Origin of the sequence: Krasilnikovia sp. MM14-A1259, assembly GCF_047159535.1 — a bacterium.
Taxonomy (GTDB): Bacteria; Actinomycetota; Actinomycetes; order Mycobacteriales; family Micromonosporaceae; genus Actinoplanes.
On record NZ_BAAGAJ010000002.1, the window covers coordinates 4872511 to 4889750 of the forward strand.

The window sequence follows — 17240 nt, forward strand, 5'->3', positions numbered from 1 at the left end:
CCCATCCGACGAAACTTATTTTAAGCCCTTGAAATTCGGTCTGACCTGCAAAAACGAGAACCGATGGCGGTGGCCCACGGTTGACATGACATTGACGACGATGTTAATTCTCGCTTCGCACCTATCCGGTAAGGCCCCCACCTCCGGTCAAGGGAGTCCCCATCATGTCCATCCCCGGAAGGCGGCTGTTCCTCGCGGCCGCCGTCGCCACGACCCTGACGGCAACGTCGACCACGGTCCCCGCAACACCCGCACGCGCGGCCGCTGAGCACGTCGACATCTACCTCACCACCACGAGCGACAGCGCCGGCCGTATCGTCACTCGCGGGCTGCAGCCGCAGCCCTCGATCGCCTTCGGGACCGGAGGTGGCGCCGCCAGCCAGGCGATCACGGTCAACGAGAACACGGCCTACCAGCAGTTCGAGGGCGCGGGCGCCTCCATCACCGACACCACCGCCTTCGACATCCGCGGCAGCGGCGCCCTGTCCCCGGCCACGCAGAACGACGTCATGACCAAACTGTTCGACCCGAAGGCGGGCATCGGCGTCAGCGCCCTGCGCAACGTCATCGGCGCGTCGGACCTGGCCCAGAACAGCTATTCGTACGACACCACGTGCTGCGACCTCAGCGACTTCTCGCTCGACCGTGACGCCGACGTCATGGCGTTGACCAAGCAGGCGTATGCGCTCAACCCGGCGATGTTCGTGATGGCGTCGCCGTGGTCCGCCCCGCCGTGGATGAAGGACAACAACGCCTACAGCCAGGGCTGGCTGCAAGCCCAGTACTACGGCATCTACGCCCAGTACTTCGTCAAGTACATCCAGGGCTACCAGGACCAGAACATACCGATCCGGTACGTGACGGAGCAGAACGAGCCCGGCTGCTGCCCCGGCTACCCGTCGATGCAGTGGAACGCGACCGGCCTCGACTACTTCGCGAAGACGAACCTGCTGCCGGCCCTGCAGAACGCCGGCTTGAAGACCAAGCTGCTCATCGGCGACTGGAACTTCGACACGTACGACGCGTGGGTGGCGCCACTGATCAACGACGCGGCGATCCGCAACCACCCGAATTTCGGCGGTATCGCTTGGCACGACTACGGCGGCGACCCGGCAACAGAGTCCACAGTGCACGGCCTCTTCCGCGATGTGAACCAGTACAACAGCGAGCATTCCGGCGGGACGTGGGTGAGCGACCAGCACGCCGAGGACATGGGTGACCTGGTCGACTACTTCCGCAACTGGGGCCGCAGCTGGACGAAGTGGAGCCTGGCCGTGGACGAGGCCATGGGCCCGCACAACGGCGGCTGCGGCACCTGCACCGGCCTGGTCACGGTGCATCGCAACGACGGACGCCGCGGACAGGTCGACTACACGGTCGAGTACTACACGATGGGGCACCTGACCAAGTTCGTCCGGCCGGGCGCGGTCCGGATCGACTCCACCGCGAACGCCGCCGTGCCCAACGTCGCGTTCCGGAACCCGGACGGCTCCAAGGCGCTCATCGCGTACAACGCGAGCGGCGGCCCGCAGACCGTCCGGGTGAACTGGGGCGACCAGAGCTTCACGTACGGCCTGCCGGCCCGTACCTCGGCGACATTCGCCTGGACCGGCGCGCAGTCCGGGGGTGGCGCGGGCCGGACCGGTCAGATCACCGGTTTCGGCGGCAAGTGCGTCGACGTGGCGGGGGCGAACCCGGCAAACGGTACGGCGGTGCAGTTGTACGACTGCAACGGCAGCGCCGCGCAGAGCTGGACCGTGGCGGGCGACGACTCGATCCAGGCGCTGGGCAAGTGCCTGGACGTGGCCGGCGGCGGCACCGCGAACGGCACCAAGATCCAGTTGTACGACTGTAACGGCACCAACGCACAGAAGTGGACCCCCGCGGGCGGTGCCCTGGTCAACACCGGCTCGGGCGCCTGCCTGGACGCCACAGACGTCAGTTCCGCGAACGGGACCCGGCTGCAGATCTGGTCCTGCACCGGCGCCGCCAACCAGCAATGGCAGGTCCCGGCCTGAGCCGAGCCGCGGCCGGACCAACCGCGGGCATCAACCGCGGGCCGAAACGGCCGCGGGCCGAAACAGCCGCGGCCACCGGACCAACCGCGGGCCTGGCGGACCGCGGCCTGACGAACCGCGGCCGGAACGTCCGGCGGAAAGCCGAGGGCCGCCCGGGGCTGATCACACACTCGTCACCGCGCCGGCAGGGAATCGGGCAGAGTAGACCCCATGCACGCCATCGTGATCGAAACCCCGGGCGGCCCGGAAGCACTCGTGTGGACCGAGGTCCCCGACCCTGAGCCGGGACCCGGCGAGGTAGTCGTGGACGTGACCGCGGCAGCGGTCAACCGGGCCGACCTCCTGCAGCGGCAGGGCCACTACCCGCCTCCGCGGGGTGCCTCTCCGTACCCGGGGCTGGAGTGCTCCGGTGTGATCACCGCGACGGGCCCCGGTGTGGAAGAGCATCGCGTGGGCGAGCGGGTCTGTGCGCTGCTGGCCGGCGGTGGGTACGCCCAGCGCGTGGCCGTGCCGGAGGGTCAACTTCTGCCGGTGCCGCAGGGCCTGTCGGTGCAGGAGTCCGCGTCATTGCCCGAGGTGGCGTGCACGGTGTGGTCGAACGTCGTCGACGTCGCGCGGCTGGCCAAGGGCGAGACGCTGCTTGTGCACGGCGGTGGCGGCGGGATCGGCACGTTCGCGATCCAGTTCGGCAAGGCGCTCGGCGCCCGGGTCATGGTCACGGCCCGGGCGGCCAAGCACGACCGGCTGCGGGCGCTCGGCGCGGACCTCACGATCGACTACACGGTTACCGACTTCGTCGCGGCGGTGCGCGACGCCACAGACGGCCGCGGCGCGGACGTCGTGCTGGACATCATCGGCGCCGCGTACCTGGGCCGCAACGTCGACGTGCTCGCGCCCGGTGGGCGGATCACGGTCATTGGGATGCAGGGCGGCCGCACCGGCGAGCTGGATCTGGGCGCGCTGATGGCGAAACGCGGCACGATCGCGGCCACGACGCTGCGGGCCCGCCCGGTCCCGGACAAGGCGCGCATCGTCCGGGGGGTGCGCGAGCAGGTGTGGCCGCTGGTCGACGCGGGGGCGATCCGCCCGATCATCGACCGTACGCTGCCGATGGAGGCGGCCGCCGAGGCGCATCGGTTGATGGAGACCAGCGATCACCTGGGCAAGGTCCTGCTCCTGCCCTGAGATTCAGTCCGCGGACAGCAGTTTCCGCGGGCCGGGGCCCTGATCGGCCAGCAGGTCACCGGGATTGACCAGCTTGCAACGCTGCAAGGACAGGCAGCCGCAACCGATGCACCCGGAGAGCTGGTCGCGCAGCCGTTCCATGAGCGCGATCCGCTCGTCGAGGCGCCGGCGCCAGCGGGCGGACAGCCGCGCCCAGTCGGCCTTGGTGGGGGTGCGGTTCTGCGGCAGCGACGCCAGCGCTGCCCGGATCTCGTCCAACGAGACGCCGACCTGTTGGGCGATCCGGATGAACGACACGCGGCGCAGCTCCGCCCGCAGGTAGCGACGCTGATTGCCGCCGGTCCGGGTGGAACGGATCAACCCCTCGCGTTCGTAGTAGCGCAGCGCGGACGGGGCCAGGCCGCTGCGGGCCGCCATCTCACCGATGGTGAGCAAATCCACCCGTCGCCTCCCTTGAGTTGAAGTGAGCTTCAACTTACAGGCTACTCACATGGCCGTCATCGCGCAGCGGGCGAATCCCGCACGAGAGCTCGTCACCCGCCTCGCCGGCGACGAGAGGCACGCGCCCAGCGCGTACTCCACGCTCGACGTCCTCTGGGTGCTGTACGACCGGGTGCTGCGGGTCACCCCCGCCACGCTCGACGAGCCCGACCGGGACCGGTTCCTGCTCTCCAAGGGCCACGGGCCGGCGGCGTACTACGCGGTGCTGGCGGCCACCGGCATCATCCCGGTGAGCTGGCTCGACGACCTGGGTGGCCGCAACAGCCGCCTGGGCCTGCACCCGGACCGGACCCTGATCCCGGGCGTGGAGATCGGCTCCGGCTCGCTCGGGCACGGCCTCGGCCTGGCCGTCGGTACCGCGCTCGGCCTGCGCGCCCAGGGCTTCCTCGACTCCCGCACGTACGTGCTGCTGGGCGACGCGGAGCTCGACGAAGGGTCCAACCACGAAGCCATCGCGTACGCGTACGCAGCGCGCCTGAGCGGGCTCACGGCGATCGTCATCGACAACCAGTCCGCCACGCACGGGTGGCCCGGCGGAATCGCGGGCCAGTTCGTCGGCTGGTCGTCAGCGGTGGTGGACGGGTACGACCACGACGCGATCGAACGTGCACTGACCTCCCACGACGGCGCCCGGCCACACGTCGTGGTCGCCACCGTCGCCCCGAAAGGACGCTGACCATGACCGAGGCGATGCGGGAGGCGTTCGTCGCCACCACGACGGAACTGCTGGCCGAGGATCCGCGTACGGCGTTGGTACTCGCGGTCATCTCCGCCGACGCGTTCGCTCCGGCCCAGCGACGGCACCCCGATCGGGTGCTCAACGTCGGCATCCGGGAACAGCTCATGACCGGGGTCGCCGGCGGCCTCGCGCTCACCGGGCTGCGCCCGTACGTGCATTCGTACGCACCGTTCCTGGTGGACCGCACGTACGAACAGATCAAGCTCGACCTGGGCCACCAGGATGTGGGGGCGGTGCTGGTCAGCATCGGCGCCTCGTACGACGCGTCGGACGTCGGCTACACCCACCATTCGCCGGGCGACGTCGCGTTGCTGGACACCCTGGACGGCTGGACCGTGCAGGTGCCCGGGCACCGCGACGAGGTGCCGTCGTTGTTGCGGGCGGCGGCCCGTACGGATGATCGCGTCTACATCCGGTTGTCCACTCAGGAGAACCGTCAGGCGTTCCCGGAATCGACGCGGTTGCAGGTGGTTCGCCGCGGAACGGCCGGTGCGCCGCTGGTGCTCGCGGTCGGGCCGATGCTGGACCCGGTGCTCGCCGCGGTGGCGGACCTGAACGTGACGGTGGCGTACACATCGAACCCCCGGCCATTGGACGCCGCCGGGCTGCGCGCACTGGCCGGAACGGAGGTCGTGGTGGTGGAGCCGTACCTGGCCGGCACGTCGAGCCGTCTGGCCGGGGCGGCGCTGGCGGATCTGCCGCACCGCGAGCTGCATCTGGGCGTGAGTCGTGTGGAGACCCGGCACTACGGGAGCGTCGCCGACCAGGACCGCTCGTACGGTTTGGACCCGGCCGGGCTGCGCGCGTCGATCACCACGTTCCTCGGCTGAGGACTCGATGCGGGGTGGGGACAGGGCACTGTCCGCACCCGACCAAAATGCGTTCTCACCTGCGGTTTTACGTGCCTGTTACACAATTTGGGTACCGCCCGGACAGATTAATTCAGGGGATTTCGCCCCTCAGAAACCGCGATGTGTGTTCGTCTGGTCGGCGAAATGTTAAATCTGTCCGGGTTCCCGTTGTCGCCGCTCGACGGCGCGACAGCCGCGCGGCCGCTGCCATCGGCCGCGCCCGCCGGGATTCGCGTGAGTGCCCCGGGCCGTCACCGGAGGCAGACGCTGTCCCGTCCCTACGATCGCCGCATGCCGCCCACCGGTGCTCCGGGCCGGCATCGCAGGCAGACAATTCCGCAGCGTTACACCCGCCAGGTGCTGCTGACCACCGGGATCCTCCCGAGCGCGCCAGGCCGGCACCGGCGGCAGGCCGTGCCGCATCCGTACACCCGCCGGGTGCTGACCGCGGGCGCGCTCGCGTTGGCCGCGATCACCCCGGCCATGGATCCCGCCGAGCGGCCGGCGGAGGCCGTACTGCCGCCGCACGTTTCGCCCGCCGCGGTCCTCCGCAATCCGGCCCTGGATCCGATCACCGTGCTCGCCCGGCATGCCGACCGGGTGTCGCGATCGGCGGTGCGTGCCATGACCGTACGGCCGGTGATCAGCGTCGTGCGTGGCGCGGCCGACCGGGCTGTGGTCCGGGTGAGCGCCCGGATCATGGTGCTCCGCCGCGCGGCGGACGCACGGCGGACCAAGGCTCACCGGGCGGCTGCCCGCCCCACCCACGGGTTCACGGAAGCCGCGTACCGCACCGGGGAAGGCCCGAGCCGCACCGTCCGGTACCGCGCCGGCATGCGGCCGTTGCGCGGCATGGGTCCGGTGCTGGCCTTCGCTCGCGCCCAGCTGGGCAAGCCGTACCGGATGGGTGCGGAGGGGCCGTTCCTGTTCGACTGCTCCGGCTTCACCAAGCGCGCGTACGCGCGGATCGGCCTGCGCCTGCCGCACTCCTCGGGTGCCCAGGCGGCGCTCGCGCGGATCGTGTCCCGGGCTGACGCGCGCCCCGGCGACCTCGTCGTCGGACGCGGCCACGTCGGGGTGTACATGGGCGGCGGCATGATGATCGATGCGGGCAATCCTCGCACCGGGGTCGTCTACCGGCGGCTCTACGCGGGACTCCACATCGAACGGTTCTGAGTGGATCATCGGCTGCGGCGCATCTTCGGTGCGCCGCAGCCCTTTCCCGAGGCGCGATCAGCGACATGATCACGGCTGTGCTGCACCTGGCGTTCGAGGGCCTGGGCGCCGAGTACGCGACGTCCGACGCGTTCGCGGACAATCCGGCTCGGCGCTACGCCGACGACGGTATCGAGCGGCACCTGGTGCGGGGCGTGCCGGTGGTGAGCCGGCGACTGCGGCTGGACCGGGCGGCGTGGGCGGCCGCCCGTACGGTGCCGGTCACCATCGAGGGACTTGCGCCGTGCCGGCCGCGGTTCGGGCCTGCCGCCGGACCAACCCGCGGGACTTCCCCCCGACAGCAGTCGGCACCCGTCCCCATCAGGGCGGGTGCCGACTTGCTGGCCGTCCTCGACGACCTGTCCCACCGAGCGCGGGGATCTCAGCCGCACACACCCGGTCGGATGTCCGACATGAATATTGCCCCGAGAGCCGGACTGTGAAGCGCACCAGCTGTGCGTTTCCTGGATGAACTTCGCGGCGGTGACGGGAGATCGGCAACCGGTCAGAAATGTCTTCTGGTTACTCTCGGCCGAACGCGGGAATCCCCATCGTGGTTTCCCCGCGGACGCTTGGAGGAAGGACACCGCCATGAGTCTCGACCGCCCCGCAGCCCCGGATCCGTACGATCTGCTCCCGCCCGTGCCCGCGTTCACGGTCACCAGCTCGGACATGGCCGACGGCCGGCCCCTCGACGAATTGCATGCGCACCCGGGTGTGGGTGGCAAGAACCTCTCCCCGCAGCTCGCCTGGTCCGGCTTCCCGCCGGAGACCCGCGGCTTCGTGGTGACCTGCTTCGACCCCGACGCCCCCACGGGCAGCGGCTTCTGGCATTGGGTTCTGGTCAACCTGCCGGCCTCGGTGACCGCACTGGAGCGCGGGGCCGACCCGCTGCCCGACGGCGCGTTCTGCGTCCGTAACGACTACGGCGACACCGGGTACGGAGGCGCGGCCCCGCCGCCGGGCGACAAGATCCACCGGTACGTCTTCGCGGTGCACGCCATCGACGTCGACCGGCTGGACGTGGGTGCCGATGCCACCCCCGCGGTGGTCGGGTTCAACCTGGCGTTCCACACCCTGGCCCGGGCGACGATCCGCCCGACGTTCCAGGCCGGTGGCTGAGGTCAGAGCGGGGTGCGCGCGACCGCGAAGACCGACTGGCCGAACGGCGGCTTGACGAGGCGTTCCGCCGCCTTGGTGACGGGCAAAACGAGCGAGTCGTACACCTTCACCATCGGGCCCTCCTTGGGGGCCAGCTTGAAGATGCTCGTGGCGCCGTAGTAGCCGATCAGGCCGAGCGCGTTCGCGTAGTGCATCTTCTCGATGGTCAGGCCCGCCTCGGTCATGGCGGCACGCATCGTCTTCTTGGTGTAGCGGCGTACGTGGCCGGTCGCGATGTCGACCTGGCTCATGGCGAACATGAAGGCCGGAACGATGATGATGATCCGGCCGCCGGGCCGGACGAGGCCGGCCATGCTGCGCAGCGCGCCGACGTGGTCCTCGATGTGCTCCAGCACGTTGTACGACACCGCGGCGCTGTAGTCGCCGCCGTCGGTGCTGGGCAGCAGCATCTGGCGCACGTCGATGCTGGGGTGGTCGGCCAGGCGCTCCTTGAGCTGCACCAGCCGGTCCGGGTCCGCCTCGGTGGCGGTGAAGCGCGGCAGGTGAGCCGACCACTCGAGCGCGTAGTCCCCGAGGCCACTGCCGATCTCGATGGGGTTGTCCCCCAGGAACGGAAGCGCCAGCTCGACGAACCAGCGACGGTGGTTCACGGCCGTCGCCAAGCCCTCGAGCACCTCGGACTGGATCCGCTGGTCTCCAGTGATGTCTGCCATAAGTCGGGTTCCCTCGTCGTGCTGGACAGCGGGACCGGAAGAGTTAACCATCCGCCGCGCGTGACCGAAAGTTGAGCAGGGGGTGACCGGTCATTGTTTGCCTGATTGAGACATTGCCTGGAGGGTACCCCGGGATGCTTACCAGTGGTGCTTCGTGTCCGCTCCGTGCCCGAAAACACCCCTACATATCGTCTCGATCACGCATCGGTCACTCGTCACTGCAACGTTACCAACCTCGGTTAGGCTCGCCGACGCTATGACGATTACGGGTATTGACTCGACAGGCCAGTCGGCTGGCGGGCACGCGGCCCTGCCGAACCGTGAGGTTGACGCAGAGGACCTGGACGCGGAGCTCATCGCCCTGGAAAGCGAGGTCGCGGCGACGCCCGTCTCCGTCAAACCCGCTGGTCGAGTCGTATCCGACCCGGCACCCGAGCGAAGCGGCCCGACGGCCCGGTGGCGCACTCTGCAATGGCGAGACGTACTCGCGATTATGAGTTTCGTCGCCATCGCTCTCTTCCTGACGGCGCCGTTGTGGCTCAATCTTGATCATGACTTGCGTGACGATCCGCAAGATCAGGCTTTCTTTGAGTGGATGCTGGCGCACGGTGCGCGAGTGCTCACGGATGGCGTCTATCCGTTCTTCTCCGACCGCATGAATTACCCCGATGGGGTGAACATGATGGCCAACACGTCAGTGCTGGCCGTTTCTCTGCCGATGACGCCGATCACTCTGATGTTCGGCCCGCATGTGGCGTTCAACGTATTTCTCACGCTCGCGTTGGCATGCACCGGCTCGTCGTGGTATCTGGTGCTCTCCCGCCAGTTCGTCAGCTCCCGGCTGGCCGCCTGGGTCGGCGCGCTGTTCTGCACGTTCGCGCCGAGCATGGTCTCGCACGCGGGCGGACACCCGAACATCGTCTCGCAGTTCCTCGTCCCGCTGATCATCTGGCGCACGCTGGCGCTGCGCACCCCGGGCCGGGCCGTACGCGGCGGGATCATCCTCGCGGGCCTGCTGGTGTGGCAGGCGTTCATCAACCTCGAAGTCCTGTTCATGACCGCGGTGGGCCTCGGCCTGTTCTGCGCGGTCATGGCGGTGTCCCGGCGGCGCAACCACCCCGGCGAGATTCACACGTTCCTGCGCGGAATCGGCATCGCCGGCGTGCTCAGCGTGGCCGTGCTCGCCTACCCGCTGTGCGTCCAGTTCTTCGGGCCGCAGAGCTACCACGGGCTGGCACCGTTCGTCCGCAACTTCGGGGCCGACCTGGCCTCCTTCACCGCGTACTCGCAGCGCTCGATCGCCGGGCAGGGCCAGCCCGCCATCGGGCTCGCGCAGAACGCCTCCGAGGAGAACGCCTTCTTCGGCTGGGGTCTGGTGATCCTGTTCTTCGGGCTGATCTTCTGGATGCGCCGTACGGTCGCCGTGGTCACGCTCGGCGGCATCGCGCTGCTGTTCGCCGCGATGTCGCTCGGGCCGCGGATCTACCTGCGTGGCATCAACACCGGCGTGCCCGGCATCTGGTCGGTGCTGCACAGCGTCCCGGTGCTGGACTCGGCGGTCCCGACCCGCTGGGCGATGGCCATCGCCCCGGTGATCGGCATCGTGCTGGCGCTGGGCGTGCAGCGCGGCGCCGACCTGATCCGGACCCAGCCGACCCTCCGCGGCCCGGTCCGCGTCGCCATGATCACCGCGGTGGTGATGGCGCTGGTCCCGCTGGTGCCGACGCCACTGGCGACCACGCCCATGGCCCCGGTGCCCGACTTCGTCACCTCCGGTGCCTGGCGGCAGTACGTCGACGACAACCACACCGTGGTCGCGTTGCCGCTGCCCGACTCCAGCTACCCCGACCCGCTGCGCTGGAGCGCGTACACCCATCAGGACATGCGGATCGCCGGCGCGTACGCACTGCTGCCCAACCAGAATCCGCTCGACCCGACGGACCGCACCGCGCTGTTCTCGCCGCCGTGGCGGCCGACCAGCGGGCTGATGGCGTCGATCAAGCAGGGCAACCCGACCCCGGAGATCACCGACGCCCGCCGCGAGATGACGCTGGCGGACCTGCGTTTCTGGAAGGCCGGCGCCGTCGTCCTGACCCCTCAGGCGCGCGACACCGAGATGCTGGGCGTGATGACGGAGCTTCTCGGCTTCCAGCCGACGTGGACCGGCGGCGCCTGGGTGTGGAACGTACGCAATCTGGTCGACGACCCGAACGCCGCGCTGACCGCCACCTCGGCCCGCTGACCCGCGCCGCCCGCGTGCGCGAGGCCGCGCCCGGTGCGGGTCACTTGATGCAGCAGCCCTGGCAGACCTTCGCGTCCGGGAGGGTGAAGGCCAGGCAGCACGTCTTGCGCTGGACCTCCAGCTGGCCCGTAGGGCCGGGCACCAGCTCGATCAGGTCGGCGACGCCCAGCGTCGTGAGCAGCACGTCGATCGTGTCGACCGACGAACCGGGCAGCACGTCCGCGGAGCGCAGCACCGCGTAGGCGATCCCGGAGGCGACCGACCCCATCAGCGTCCGCTTGCCGACGCGGACCCGGCGGTGGATCGCGTCCAGCAGCGGGGTCAGATGCTCGTCGAGCAGGGAGCGCCGCAGCACCGCGAGCAGCGCGGCCTCGTCGGCGACCACCCGGACCTGCGGCAGCCCGGCGAGCGCCAGCGGGTCCGACGGCAGCACCGCCACCTCGACGTCGGCGCGCATGCCCAGCGTGACCAGCGGCCGCGGGTCGTCGAAATGCATGAGTACGTCAGGAGCGCGCAACAGCGGAACCCGGCGGGCCGACGCCCAGCCCAGCACGGCCGGCAGCGCGAGCCAGTACGTGTACACCTTCCACGCCAGCGCCGCCGCCGCATGCGGCTCGGCCTGCCAGCGTTCGTGGGCACCGTCGAGCAGCATGTCGAGCCGGTCGCCGGTCAGCAGGGTGGTCGGCTCCCAGCCCGTCGGGTCCGTGACCAGGAGATCGGGCGCGAGGCCGGGCACCTCGGTGCTGGTGCCGAACATGGCTCGCAGGGTCGCGGTCACGGGGGCCAGGGGCTGCTCGGCGAAGGGGGCGCCGGTCAGGGACGCCCGGTCGATAGCGGTGGTCACCTGGCGACGCCGATCCGAGGGTGGGCGTGCCACCCGGAACGCTTCGTCGGCCGCACCACCGTTGTCACCTCACCACGCCGTCGCGATCGCCGGGGACGAGTCTCCGCGGCGACGACCACCATACCTTGTTAAGGCTAACCTAACCAGGTCTGTCGAAGGCCCTGGTCAACAGACTCTGTACCCGCTGGTCACGCATTCACGCGCGCCGTAAGGGCCGTCAAGGCATCTGTCGGCAACGTGCTACTAGCCCCTTACGGACAAGAGCGACGGTGACACTGAAGCTCTCGTGGCGAAGGGGACACCGTGTTGACCACCTCACCAATCGAGCGAGCCGCGGACAAGTTCGTCGCGGCGCTGGCCCAATGGCGCAACGAGCGAGGCATGACCAAGAAGCAGCTCGCCGCGCGGATGGGCTTCGATCCCTCGTACGTCAGCCATGTCGAGAGCCGCCGGCACAAGCCCACCGAGGACTTCGCGCGGCGAGCCGAGGCCGTCCTCGCCGCCGGCGGCGCGATCTGGCAGCGCTTCCGGGAGTACGACGAACTGCGCCACGCCCGCGGCAGCTCGCTGCACCGCGACCCGCCGGTCCCGGTGCAGTGGCTGCCACCCGGCACCGGGCTGATCGTCGAGCGGGAGATCGCCGAGCTCCGGTACACCGGCGGCGCGTACCGGTGCCGGGTCCGCCGCGACCTCTACAACCCCGGCGGCGAACCGGTCACGCGCTACCTCGTGAAGATCGCCGTCGACCGGTATCCGCACGACCCGGCCCGCTCCAACCAGCACCACCGCGCGCACCCGCTCACGGTCGAGGAGATGAACCTGACCGCGTACGCGGGCGAAGGCGCCGCGGTCGAGCCCATGGACTGGTACGTCAAGCTCGACCGGGACGCGGCCAAGGAGGTCTGGCTGCTGTTCGCCAACGAGCACGGCCGGTTCCCGCTCTACCCCGGCGAGCGCACCACGATCGAGTACGCGTACACGGTCGGCGAGGAGAAATGGGGGCAGTGGTTCCAGCGAGCGGTCCGGCTACCCACCCGCAGCCTCACCGTACGGCTGGATTTTCCCGTCGAGTTCGACCCGCAGGTGTGGGGTGTGGAGACGTCGCTGGCCGCGGAGGTGCCCGTGCGTACGCCGTTGGAGCGCCACAACGAGGGTGAGCGGGCGATCTTCGAGTGGTCGACCGATGCGCCCCTGCTCAACGCGCGGTACCGCCTGGAGTGGCGGTTCCGGGGTCCGGGTGCCCCGGCCGGTGAGGAGCTGATCATCGCCCAGCGGGCCGGCGGCGAACCGATACCCCCACAGCGAAGCGGCGCCGATCGTCTCCCGGCCCTGGACCCCGGTGCGCCCCAGCATCGTGGCGGCGAGCCGCGACACCCGTCGCACCACGACGGCGCGGCGCCGCCGCGCCCCGGGGAGCATTCCGCGCCGCCGCGACCGGGGGAGCATTCCGCGCCGCCGCGACCGGGGGAGCATTCCGCGCCGCCACGGCCGGGAGAGCGCGCGGTGCAGCGACCAGGGGAGCGGGCGGCGCAGCGGCGCGACGAGGAACGGGCCAGCCAGCGGATGCGCGACATCGGCATCGTGCAACGCGGCTCCGACCTGTTACGGCAGCGGGCCCGGCACTTCCAGCTACCGCGCGAGGAGGCCGCCGCCCGCGACGCCGTCACCGCCCTGCTGGGCACGCTGGACCGGCTGGAACGCGCGCACGACTTCCGCAAGGGGGTCGGGCTGGCCGCCCCGCAGATCGGCATCCCGGTCGCGGCCGCCGTGATCCGGCCGCCGGAGCACGGCAACGACCTGGTCGTGCTGCTCAACCCGCGGCTGGTCGGCGCCGCCCCGGACACCGACGAACGGTACGAGGGCTGCCTGTCCTTCTTCGACTACCGCGGCCTGGTCCGCCGCCCCCTGCGGGTCGAGGTGGAACACGCCCGCTTCGACGGCACCCGCGTGATCACGTCGTTCGAGCAGGCGATGGCGCGGCTGGTCAGCCACGAGATCGACCACCTGGAGGGCCGCCTGTACGTGGACCGGATGCCGACCGACGACAACCTGGTGCCGGTGGAGGAGTACCACCAGACCGGGCGGCCGTGGGCGTATTAGGTCATGTCCGAGAAGCTGTCGTACTTGATGCGCATCGGGGGCACCTGCAGCTCGGCCAGGGTCTTGAGAGTGGACTTGACCATCGGGCCGGAGCCGGAGACGAAGAAGTCGTGCTCGTTCCACGGGCCGTACCGGGCCACCACGTCGCAGATGTTGCCCTGCTCGCCCGCGAACGTCGGGTCGTCACTGCACGCGGTCACCACGGACAGCCAGGGGTAGCGGGCGGCCAGCCGGTTCAGTTCGGCCAGGTCGTACAGGTCGTCGCGGTTGCGGGCGCCGAAGAACACATGCACCCAGCGGGTCCGGTTGTACCGGGTCAGCTCCTCCAGCAGCGACTTGACCGGAGCCAGGCCGGTGCCGCCGGCCACGAACACCGCGTCCCGGGTGGAGCGCCGGTCCAGGGTCATCGACCCCATGGGCGCGGCCAGTCGCACCATGTCACCCACCTGCAGGCGGCGCACCAGGGCGCTGGACACCCACCCCGCGCCCACGGCCCGCGCGTGGAACTCCAGCGTGTTGTCCCGCCGCGGTGCGTTCGCGGGGGAGAACGTACGCCACAACCGAGGCTGGTAGCGCGAGCATTCCAGGCTCAGGTACTGCCCCGCACGGAACTCCAGCGGCTGCAACGGCAACACCGTGAACACCGCGATGTCGGTGGACCGGCGCTCATGCGCGATCACCTCCGCATGCCAGTACGGGGGATTGGTATCGGCCTGCGCCCCCGCCAGCATCTTCGCCGCGATGACCGCGTACGCATCCGCCCACGCCTGCTCGTACTCGATCGCCCACTGGTCGCCCGCGAACTGCCGCAACGCTTCGATCAAGGCTCCGCCCACCACCTCGTAATGACCCGGTTCCACGTGGAACTTCCGGTGATCGCGGCCCAGCGCCTTCAGGTACTGGTCGAACCGCTCGGGATCCTCGAGCGTCTGCACGGCCGTGACGATCGCGCCGAGAAGGCGTGCACGCTGCACGTCCATCTGCACCGGGAACAGGTCGCGCACGTTGGGGTGCGCCAGGAAGATACGGGCGTAGAAATATCCGGCGACCTTGTCCCGGTGTTCCTCGACCAGGCTCCAGCTCTCCTTGAGCAAGCGTGCGAGGTCTCCCATGCCTTCAGGGTGGAATACCAGAGTCGGGTACCCGACGCACCCGAAGTGCGACATGGCACAGACGTCGGCGAGTCGCCTGCACCATTTTGGTCTGTTTGTGCTTAGCGGATGCCCCGGTCACGCGCGCCCTAGAGTGATCAGGTGACCTCCGAATCACGGCCGGCCACCCGAACCCGGCTGGGCCAGGAAGTGGCCATCGTCCTGCTGCTGTCGCTGGGCCAGTCCGCGGTCTACTCCGTGGTGTCCATCATCGCGAAGCTCACCGCGGGAAAGCCGCTCTCCCAGCAGGCCGCCACGCTGAACGCATCGCAGTCGCCACGGCCGTACCTGGACCTGACCTACCAGCTGCTCGAAATCTTCTTCGCGCTCGTACCCGTCCTGCTGGTCCTCTATCTCCTGCACCGCCCGACCGAGACGCTCGGGCTGACCCTCAACCGCCCCGGCTTCGACCTCGGCTGGGGCTTCGGCCTGGCCGCGGCCATCGGCATCCCAGGCCTGCTGCTCGTGTACGCCGCGGCGCAGCTCGGCATCAATGCCCAGATCGTGCCCGCCGCCCTGCAACCCGTCTGGTGGGCGACGCCCGTGCTCATCCTCGCCGCCATCAAGAACGCGGTGCTCGAAGAGGTCATCGTCGTCGGCTATCTCGTCACCCGGCTGCGCCAGCTCGGCTGGCAGCTCCCGCTGGTCATCGGGGCTTCCGCGGTGCTGCGCGGCTCCTACCACCTGTACCAGGGGTTCGGCGCCTTCGTCGGCAACGCGGTGATGGGCGTCGTCTTTGCACTGTTCTTCCTACGTGCCAAGCGCGTGATGCCGTTGATCGTGGCGCACAGCGTCCTCGACATCGCCGCGTTCGTCGGCTACTCGGCCCTCCCGAAGTCCTGGCTCACCTGGCTGTAGGCAAGCCTGCGCGGGCCGTGGCGGTGATCGTGGCGCACAGCGGCCCTGCCTGCCCGGCCGCGACTACCTCGCGCTGTTCGCGGTGAACGTCGCGCGGTAGAACAGTGTGGCCCGCGACGCCATGTTCAGCGCCGACGACCGGCCGGTCAACGTGGCCGCCAGCAGGCTCGTCCCCGGCAAGTACCGGTTCGCCGCTCGGAGCAGGGCCCACGCGCCCGCCTGCAGCCCGGCCATCCGTCCGGCCCGCCACAGCGCCGGCGAATGGTCCTCGCCGACCCTCCCGGCCGTACGTACCTGGGCAGGCCGCCGCGCGGCGGCCAACGCCCGCTCGGCCGCCTCCCGGTCCGCGTGAACCTCGGTCAGCACGAGCAGATCCGCGGCGCGTGCCGGGTCCGTCGGGTCCAGGCCGTACGCGGCAGCAACATGCAATGCCAGCTCGGCATGCGTCAGCGCGTTGGCGGCGAGCAGCGCAGCCGGTGTACGCGAGCCCGCCACCGCCCCGAACACGCTGGTCACGCTGCCCAACCGGGTGAACTGGGCGGCCGCCAGGCGGGCAAGCGCATCCGGTCCTGCCGCCGGGTACGCGGCCCGCGTCCGCTGCGCCCAGTCCCGGGCGCGCGGGCCGATCGCCTGCACCGCGGCGACGGCCAGCAGCTCAGGCGCATGACCCGGATCGGCGAGGATCTTTGCCCAAGCCTCGGTACGCCCGTTGGCCGGGGGTGATGCCTCCGCGGTGGTCGGGGGTACTGCCTCCGTGGCGGTCGGCGGCGCTGCCTCCGTGGCGGTCGGGGGCGCTGCCTCTGCGGCCGTCGAAGGGGTTGTGGAGGCGCCTGCTGCGGGCGTGGCTGTCGCTGGAGTGTCGGTGGACCTGCGTGGTGCGGCCTTCCTCGATGCGGCGGCCTTCTTGGCCGGTCGCGCGCCCGTTGCAGCGGTCTTCCGGGGAGCCCGGGCACCTGCGGCGGCCTTCTTGGCGGGGCGGGCGCCTCGATCATCCTGTGCCGCCTGCGCCCGCGTGGAGGCCGAGCCCTGGTCGTCCTGGGCCGAGTTCACGCTCGAGCCCGTGTCACCCTGCACCGGGCGTCCGGACGAACCTTGGTCGCCCCGGGCCGGGCTCGTGTTCGGGCCCTGATCGTCTCGCGTCTGGTTCGCGGCCGTGCTCTGATCGTTCCGGGCCCGGTTCGCGGCCGGGCCGTGATCGTCCGGGCTGGCGGACGGCGGCTGGAAGGTCACCCGAGGGGCAGGCTTGGCGGCGCGCTCGCCGGGCGTGGTCGGCGGCGCGTTCTCGTCCGGGGTGCTGAACGCGGCCCGGGGGCTACGCGCGCGCGACGAGTTCCGGCGCGGCGTGGGCTGGTTCTCCTCCATGCCGTGGCAGCCTAGCCGCGCCGCAGCCATTTCTCCCGGTGAAAATCCGGCGGTCGGTCGATTCGTGATCGGCGTGGCTAGATGGCAGCCTCTTTGCCCGGTGCCGAGGCGGTCCGGTATCCTCGACGGTCGGTGGCCCGTGGGCTGCCAAGGGAGACTTCGCCTAGTCTGGTCTATGGCGCCGCACTGCTAATGCGGTTGGGGTCTTAAAGCCCCTCCCGGGTTCGAATCCCGGAGTCTCCGCCCTTCATCACCGAGCCACCGCCGCGTGGCGGCTCAGCTCGACTCCCTCCTCGCCTCTCGCGCCGCCTTGTGTTGGCTCGCTCAACCGGCGTTTGC

The 17240-nt window shown here is 70.2% G+C and carries 15 protein-coding genes and 1 tRNA gene; 11 read left to right on the forward strand and 5 right to left on the reverse strand.

The genetic code is table 11. The annotated features are described in order from the left end of the window. Positions 1–164: 164 nt before the first annotated feature. Positions 165–2018 carry a ricin-type beta-trefoil lectin domain protein gene (locus tag ACMCNK_RS22150; protein ID WP_412738299.1) on the forward strand — a complete coding sequence of 618 codons (1854 nt, stop codon included), beginning with the start codon at positions 165–167 and terminating at the stop codon, positions 2016–2018. Positions 2019–2228: 210 nt separating this feature from the next. Further along, complete coding sequence (locus ACMCNK_RS22155) at positions 2229–3203, forward strand: NAD(P)H-quinone oxidoreductase (RefSeq protein ID WP_412738300.1); 975 nt, start codon at positions 2229–2231, stop codon at positions 3201–3203. A 3-nt stretch (positions 3204–3206) separates the two neighbouring features. On the opposite strand, the gene soxR is transcribed toward ACMCNK_RS22155, so the two are convergent. After that, on the reverse strand, positions 3207–3644 hold the full coding sequence (gene soxR, locus ACMCNK_RS22160; protein WP_412738301.1) for a redox-sensitive transcriptional activator SoxR: 438 nt from the start codon (positions 3642–3644) through the stop codon (positions 3207–3209). Between the two features lie 49 nt (positions 3645–3693). On the opposite strand from soxR, the gene ACMCNK_RS22165 reads away from it, so the two are divergent. The 5 genes from ACMCNK_RS22165 (at position 3694) to ACMCNK_RS22185 (ending at position 7631) form a co-directional block, all read left to right on the forward strand. Then, positions 3694–4380, forward strand: coding sequence for a transketolase (locus ACMCNK_RS22165; RefSeq protein WP_412738302.1), 687 nt, complete (start codon positions 3694–3696; stop codon positions 4378–4380). 14 nt (positions 4381–4394) lie between these two features. Beyond that, positions 4395–5273: a transketolase family protein gene (locus ACMCNK_RS22170; RefSeq protein ID WP_412740948.1), complete on the forward strand. Its 879-nt coding sequence runs from the start codon at positions 4395–4397 to the stop codon at positions 5271–5273. 312 nt (positions 5274–5585) lie between these two features. Beyond that, positions 5586–6470: a C40 family peptidase gene (locus ACMCNK_RS22175; protein ID WP_412738303.1), complete on the forward strand. Its 885-nt coding sequence runs from the start codon at positions 5586–5588 to the stop codon at positions 6468–6470. A 65-nt stretch (positions 6471–6535) separates the two neighbouring features. Continuing rightward, entirely contained in the window at positions 6536–6952 is a 417-nt protein-coding gene (locus tag ACMCNK_RS22180) for a hypothetical protein (protein WP_412738304.1), read from the forward strand. 148 nt (positions 6953–7100) lie between these two features. Then, the gene (locus tag ACMCNK_RS22185) at positions 7101–7631 is read left to right on the forward strand and encodes a YbhB/YbcL family Raf kinase inhibitor-like protein (RefSeq protein ID WP_412738305.1); all 531 of its coding nucleotides are present in this window, start codon (positions 7101–7103) and stop codon (positions 7629–7631) included. Positions 7632–7633: 2 nt separating this feature from the next. Here ACMCNK_RS22185 and ACMCNK_RS22190 read toward each other — a convergent pair whose 3' ends face one another. Then, complete coding sequence (locus ACMCNK_RS22190) at positions 7634–8344, reverse strand: class I SAM-dependent methyltransferase (protein ID WP_412738306.1); 711 nt, start codon at positions 8342–8344, stop codon at positions 7634–7636. A gap of 256 nt (positions 8345–8600) precedes the next feature. Between ACMCNK_RS22190 and ACMCNK_RS22195 the strand changes: the two genes are divergently transcribed. After that, positions 8601–10586 (forward strand): hypothetical protein, encoded by a 1986-nt coding sequence (locus ACMCNK_RS22195; protein WP_412738307.1) that lies wholly within the window; start codon positions 8601–8603, stop codon positions 10584–10586. A gap of 40 nt (positions 10587–10626) precedes the next feature. On the opposite strand, the gene ACMCNK_RS22200 is transcribed toward ACMCNK_RS22195, so the two are convergent. Next, positions 10627–11343, reverse strand: a complete 717-nt coding sequence (locus ACMCNK_RS22200) for a hypothetical protein (RefSeq protein WP_412740949.1) — start codon at positions 11341–11343, stop codon at positions 10627–10629. A gap of 393 nt (positions 11344–11736) precedes the next feature. Here ACMCNK_RS22200 and ACMCNK_RS22205 point away from each other — a divergent pair, with 393 nt between their 5' ends. After that, positions 11737–13530, forward strand: coding sequence for a peptide deformylase (locus ACMCNK_RS22205; RefSeq protein ID WP_412738308.1), 1794 nt, complete (start codon positions 11737–11739; stop codon positions 13528–13530). Here the strand turns inward: ACMCNK_RS22205 and ACMCNK_RS22210 are convergent. Further along, positions 13527–14642: a globin domain-containing protein gene (locus ACMCNK_RS22210; protein ID WP_412738309.1), complete on the reverse strand. Its 1116-nt coding sequence runs from the start codon at positions 14640–14642 to the stop codon at positions 13527–13529. The genes ACMCNK_RS22205 and ACMCNK_RS22210 overlap by 4 nt on opposite strands. A 141-nt stretch (positions 14643–14783) precedes the next feature. Here ACMCNK_RS22210 and ACMCNK_RS22215 point away from each other — a divergent pair, with 141 nt between their 5' ends. Next, on the forward strand, positions 14784–15539 hold the full coding sequence (locus ACMCNK_RS22215; protein ID WP_412738310.1) for a CPBP family intramembrane glutamic endopeptidase: 756 nt from the start codon (positions 14784–14786) through the stop codon (positions 15537–15539). Between the two features lie 63 nt (positions 15540–15602). On the opposite strand, the gene ACMCNK_RS22220 is transcribed toward ACMCNK_RS22215, so the two are convergent. Next, positions 15603–16901 (reverse strand): hypothetical protein, encoded by a 1299-nt coding sequence (locus ACMCNK_RS22220; protein ID WP_412738311.1) that lies wholly within the window; start codon positions 16899–16901, stop codon positions 15603–15605. Positions 16902–17053: 152 nt separating this feature from the next. Here ACMCNK_RS22220 and ACMCNK_RS22225 point away from each other — a divergent pair. Beyond that, a tRNA-Ser gene (locus ACMCNK_RS22225) sits at positions 17054–17144 on the forward strand. Positions 17145–17240 lie beyond the last annotated feature (96 nt).

What these genes read in the sequence shown, in the direction of transcription:
- ACMCNK_RS22150 (WP_412738299.1), top strand. Translation starts at nt 165, where the DNA reads ATGTCCATCCCCGGAAGGCGGCTGTTCCTCGCGGCCGCCGTCGCCACG.
- ACMCNK_RS22155 (WP_412738300.1), top strand. Translation starts at nt 2,229, where the DNA reads ATGCACGCCATCGTGATCGAAACCCCGGGCGGCCCGGAAGCACTCGTG.
- ACMCNK_RS22165 (WP_412738302.1), top strand. Translation starts at nt 3,694, where the DNA reads ATGGCCGTCATCGCGCAGCGGGCGAATCCCGCACGAGAGCTCGTCACC.
- ACMCNK_RS22170 (WP_412740948.1), top strand. Translation starts at nt 4,395, where the DNA reads ATGCGGGAGGCGTTCGTCGCCACCACGACGGAACTGCTGGCCGAGGAT.
- ACMCNK_RS22175 (WP_412738303.1), top strand. Translation starts at nt 5,586, where the DNA reads ATGCCGCCCACCGGTGCTCCGGGCCGGCATCGCAGGCAGACAATTCCG.
- ACMCNK_RS22180 (WP_412738304.1), top strand. Translation starts at nt 6,536, where the DNA reads ATGATCACGGCTGTGCTGCACCTGGCGTTCGAGGGCCTGGGCGCCGAG.
- ACMCNK_RS22185 (WP_412738305.1), top strand. Translation starts at nt 7,101, where the DNA reads ATGAGTCTCGACCGCCCCGCAGCCCCGGATCCGTACGATCTGCTCCCG.
- ACMCNK_RS22190 (WP_412738306.1), bottom strand. Translation starts at nt 8,344, where the DNA reads ATGGCAGACATCACTGGAGACCAGCGGATCCAGTCCGAGGTGCTCGAG.
- ACMCNK_RS22195 (WP_412738307.1), top strand. Translation starts at nt 8,601, where the DNA reads ATGACGATTACGGGTATTGACTCGACAGGCCAGTCGGCTGGCGGGCAC.
- ACMCNK_RS22200 (WP_412740949.1), bottom strand. Translation starts at nt 11,343, where the DNA reads ATGTTCGGCACCAGCACCGAGGTGCCCGGCCTCGCGCCCGATCTCCTG.
- ACMCNK_RS22210 (WP_412738309.1), bottom strand. Translation starts at nt 14,642, where the DNA reads ATGGGAGACCTCGCACGCTTGCTCAAGGAGAGCTGGAGCCTGGTCGAG.
- ACMCNK_RS22220 (WP_412738311.1), bottom strand. Translation starts at nt 16,901, where the DNA reads ATGGAGGAGAACCAGCCCACGCCGCGCCGGAACTCGTCGCGCGCGCGT.